Source organism: Myxococcus vastator, assembly GCF_010894475.1.
GTDB classification, from domain to species: domain Bacteria; phylum Myxococcota; class Myxococcia; order Myxococcales; family Myxococcaceae; genus Myxococcus; species Myxococcus vastator.
Genome location: NZ_JAAIYB010000583.1, coordinates 1 through 4,222 on the forward strand (window position 1 = coordinate 1; position 4,222 = coordinate 4,222).

3 protein-coding genes are annotated in these 4,222 nt (G+C 71.7%); all 3 read left to right on the plus strand.

All coding sequences use genetic code 11. The features are described from left to right. Positions 1-351: PEGA domain-containing protein (locus G4D87_RS34290; RefSeq protein ID WP_163786885.1), on the plus strand; the 351-nt coding region annotated here is incomplete at its 5' end. Next, positions 351-2,873 (plus strand): TonB-dependent receptor domain-containing protein, encoded by a 2,523-nt coding sequence (locus tag G4D87_RS34295; protein ID WP_504112737.1) that lies wholly within the window; start codon positions 351-353, stop codon positions 2,871-2,873. The genes G4D87_RS34290 and G4D87_RS34295, both read left to right, overlap by 1 nt. After that, complete coding sequence (locus G4D87_RS34300; protein ID WP_163786886.1) at positions 2,870-4,111, plus strand: hypothetical protein; 1,242 nt, start codon at positions 2,870-2,872, stop codon at positions 4,109-4,111. The genes G4D87_RS34295 and G4D87_RS34300 overlap by 4 nt, the downstream gene beginning before the upstream one ends. The last annotated feature ends 111 nt before the right edge of the window (positions 4,112-4,222 follow it).

The following is a 4,222-nucleotide window of genomic DNA, read 5'->3' on the forward strand; positions in this document are numbered from 1 at the left end:
GAGTCCCTGGTGGGTGCGTCCGACGAGGAGCTGGCCCTGGCGCCGCTGACGCGGCCCACCGTGGAGCCGGTGCGCTTCCTCATCGTCAGCGACCCCATGGGCGCGCGCGTGACGTACCAGGGGAAGGACCTGGGTGAGACGCCCCTGAACCTCGAGGTGGCTCCGGATGCGAGCGGCGTGGCGGAAGCGGCGCTGACCTTCACCCTGGACGGCTACCAGCGCGCCCGCGCCGTCGCCAAGGGCGCGGGCCCCGAGGAGCGCTTCACGCAGAAGCTCCAGCTCAAGAAGAAGGCGAGCACGCGGCCTGGAAAGGCCCCAGACTCGTCGCCCTACAAGGACGACCCGTACTAGTGAAAACCCTGACAGCCCTCAAACGAGCGGGCCTCCTCGCGATGTGTCTGTGCGCGGGGGAGGCCCTGGCGGACGCCCGCCTTGAGGCCCGCCGCCACTTCCGCAGCGGCATGAGCCTCATCGCCCAGAAGCAGTACGACGCGGGCATCGCCGAGCTCGAAGCCGCCTACGCCATCAAGCCGCACCCCAACGTCCTCTTCAACATCGCCCGCGCCTACCAGGACTCGGCCCGGCCGAAGGAGGCGCTGGAGGTGTACCAGCGCTACCTGGCCAGCAACCCGCCGGACGCGGCCTCCGTGCTGCCCATGGTGGCCACGCTGGAGGAGCAGCTGAAGGCCGAGGAGACGCAGGCCACCGCCGCGCAGGACCCGTCGTCGCTGCCCATGCCGCCGCCCCCCGCGGGCATGCAGTCCCAGCAGCAGCTCAGCGCGCTGCTGGAGCGGCTGGAGAAGGCCATTGAGCGGGCCGAGGCCATGCCCGTGGGCAGCGCCACCATTCCGGGCCTGACGCCCACCGGCGCCGCCCCCGCCAGCGCGGACGACGCGGCCGGCGGCGTGGACCTGGGCGCGGTCCCCTACGAGGAGCGCGTGGTGACGGCGAGCCGCCGCGCGCAGTCGTCGCTGGACGCGCCCAACGCCACCACCGTCATCACCGCCGAGGACATCCGCCTGTCGGGCGCCACGTCGCTGCCGGAGCTGCTGCGGCGCGTGCCCGGCGCGGACGTCATGGCCCTGGGCGTGGGCAGCGCCAACGTGTCGCTGCGCGGCTTCAACCAGCGCATCGCCAACAAGGTGCTGGTGCTGGTGGACGGCCGCACGGAGTACCAGGACTTCCTGGGCCTCACCATCTGGTCCTCCATCCCCATCGGCCTGGAGGAGATTGAGCGCATCGAGGTCATCCGCGGCCCGGGCAGCGCGCTGTACGGCGCCAACGCCATGCTGGGCGTGGTCAACATCATCACCCGCGCGCCCGGCACCGGACCGCGCGCGCGGTTCCACGTCACCGGCGGCACCGGCAACACCGCCGCGGGCTCCTTCGTCAGCCACGGCGGCTCGGGCGCGATGCGCTACCGGGCGGCGGCGGGCTATTCGCAGACGGACAAGTGGAGCCGGGACTACGCCAGCGGCCTGCCGGACGTGACGCTGCGCGGCCCCGACCCGGACCTGGGCGCCCGCGGCGCGCGCGCGTCGCTGTCCGCCGTGTACACCTTCGCCGAGGGGCGCCAGGTGGGCCTGTCCGGCGGCGTGAATCGCTTCACCACGGAAATCTATCCGCCGGGCCTGCTGCGCAACTACTTCATCGACGGCGTCAACGCCTTCGCGAAGGGTGACGTGGAGCTGGGGCCGCTGAAGCTGAAGACGTTCTGGAACCACATCTCCAGCGACGCGGGCCCGCAGTATGAAGCCACCGGCCAGCGCTCGCTGGTGACGTCGCTCAGCTCCAACCTCTTCAACGCGGAGCTGCTCTTCGCGCGCGACTTCGAGCTCGCGGGCACGCACCAGCTCAACATCGGCGTGGAGGGCCGCCTCAAGCGCGTGGACTGGGGAGACTACCTGGGTCCGCTGCGCGAGCAGGTGCACGCGGCCTTCTTCGTCCAGGACGAGTGGCGCATCGTGGAGCCGCTGGCGCTGGTGGCCAGCTACCGCGTGGACCGGCACCCGCTGCTCAACCTGGGCAGCCCGGGCCTGGCGCACTCGCCGCGCATCTCCGCGCTGTTCAAGCCCTTTGAAAACCACGCCTTCCGCGCGAGCGCGGCCTCCGCCTTCCGCGAGCCCACGTTCCTGGAGAGCTACACGCAACTGACGGTGCCCGTGCCGGGCATCAACGGCGTGAGCACGCTCACCACCGGCAACACGCAGCTGCGCCCCGAGCGCCTCACCGCCTTCGAGCTGGGCTGGCGCGGCGAGTCCCCGGAGCTGGGCATGGACCTGGACGTGGCCGTGTACCAGAACCGGGTGAGGGACCTCATCGGCCTGTCCGGGGTGACGCGGCTGCCGCCAGGCCAGTCGTACGACGCGGGCACCGGTTCGTACCTGCTGGGCAGCTCGTCCTTCCAGAACGAGGACGCCGTCTACACCGCGCGGGGCGCCGAGGCTGGCGTCACCCTGGCGCCGGTGGACGGCCTGGGCCTGAAGCTGAGCGCGTCGCTGCAGGACGTGACGTCGGACCGCGAGTCGACGGCCGAGTGTGGCCCGTGCAACCAGGCGCCGCAGTTCCGGCTGTACGGCGGCCTCACCTACCGCTCGCGCGCGGACCTGGAGTTCGGCGTGGACGCGGCCTACACCTCCGCCGCCACGTGGATTGAGCGCGAGCCCGCCGCCGCGGACCCCACGCGCATCGACCTGGTGTCCAACCCGCTGCGCGCCTACACCGTGGTGAACGCGCGCGTGGGCTACATGGCCGTCAAGGACACCGTCACCGTCGCGCTGGTGGGCAGCCACCTGGGCGGCGCGCATTCGCAGCACCCCTTCGGCAATCGCATCGAGCGGCGCGTCTACGCGACCCTGACGGTGACTCCATGAGCCGCCCCACCCTGTCCTCCTGGAAGCGGGCCACAGGTGGCCTCGCCCTCGCGGCCCTGCTCGGGCTCGGCTGTGATTCACCGCCCGTGGTGCCCACCGCCGACGTGCGGCAGAACACGCGCACCGCGCGCATCGACGGCCACCTGGTGGTGCAGTCACGCGCGCGTGGCAACGCGGTGGTGTTCCTCTACGACGCGGACCGGCCCCCGCCGCCGCAGGGCACCGGCCGCCCCATCACCTTCACCGTCGTCTCCGCCGAGCAGCTCTTCGGCCCGGCGCTGGCGGGTGACACGCCCGGCCCCTTCGTCGCGCCCTTCAGCTTCAGCCTGGTGCCCGCGGGCCGCTACCTGCTCCGCGGCTTCATCGACGTGAACGGCTGCGGTCCGGCCGCGGACGCGTCCTGCCGCCGCTCCGACTTCAACCCCTGGTACGGCGTCACCAGCGAGCCCAACGCGGGTGACGTGGGCGGCGCGGCGGTGGACGCCACGGGCAGACCGCTCACGGTGGAAGTCGTCGCGGACGCAACCGGCCAGCCGCAGCCCGTCACCGGCGTGGCGGTGAGCTTCTCCGACACCGCGCGCGTGCCGCGGGACCGGCCCACGTTCCAGGTGGTGCAGGGAGACGGGCAGCTGGGCAGCTCGCAGAAGCTGCTGCGCCTCCAGCCGCTGTCGCTCCACGACGGCGCGGTGGACCAGCGCCCGGACGGCTTCGCCGTCAGCTACGTGGACGCCAACCACGACGGCACTCCCGACGACGCCAACCAGGACGGCGTCCCCGACCTCTGGCCGCGCGTGGTGGTGCGCAAGCTGGCGAATGACGCCAGCAACCTGGTGGACGAGAACGACCTGGACCGCGATGGCGTCCCGGACGCGCTGGGTGTGGACTACGCACGCGCGGACACCGGCGCCCTGGACGGCCAGCCGGACGTCGTCGTGCTCGCCGCGGGGCTCGTCCCGGACGGCCCCATCGCCGCGCTCACCGACGAGAATGGCAACCCGCGCATGGAGGGCGCCATCATTCCGGAGCTGCAGGTGGTGGTGCGGCCCCAGGCACTGGACGTCCGGGTGCCCGAGAACCCAGTGCCGTTGCTGGCGCTGCCCCGAGGTCGCTACGCGGTGGTGTTGATCCAACCCAGTGGCCAGACATGGCGTGTGCCCAATGAACTGGCACCCGCCCTGGCGTCTGGACTGGGGCTTCCCGCTGTGGAAAGTCAGGCTTTCTTCCTGGAGATTCCCTGAGTGGTGGTGCTTTGACTTCGGAGGCTCCATCCGCCAACATGATCGCCGTTCCCCGGGGAACTGCCCCAATTGAGGTTGATGATCCGATGAAGGCCGGAACCCTCCCCGAGC

Coding starts and splice junctions, on each gene's coding strand:
- G4D87_RS34300 (WP_163786886.1), top strand. CDS start 2,870: ATGAGCCGCCCCACCCTGTCCTCCTGGAAGCGGGCCACAGGTGGCCTC.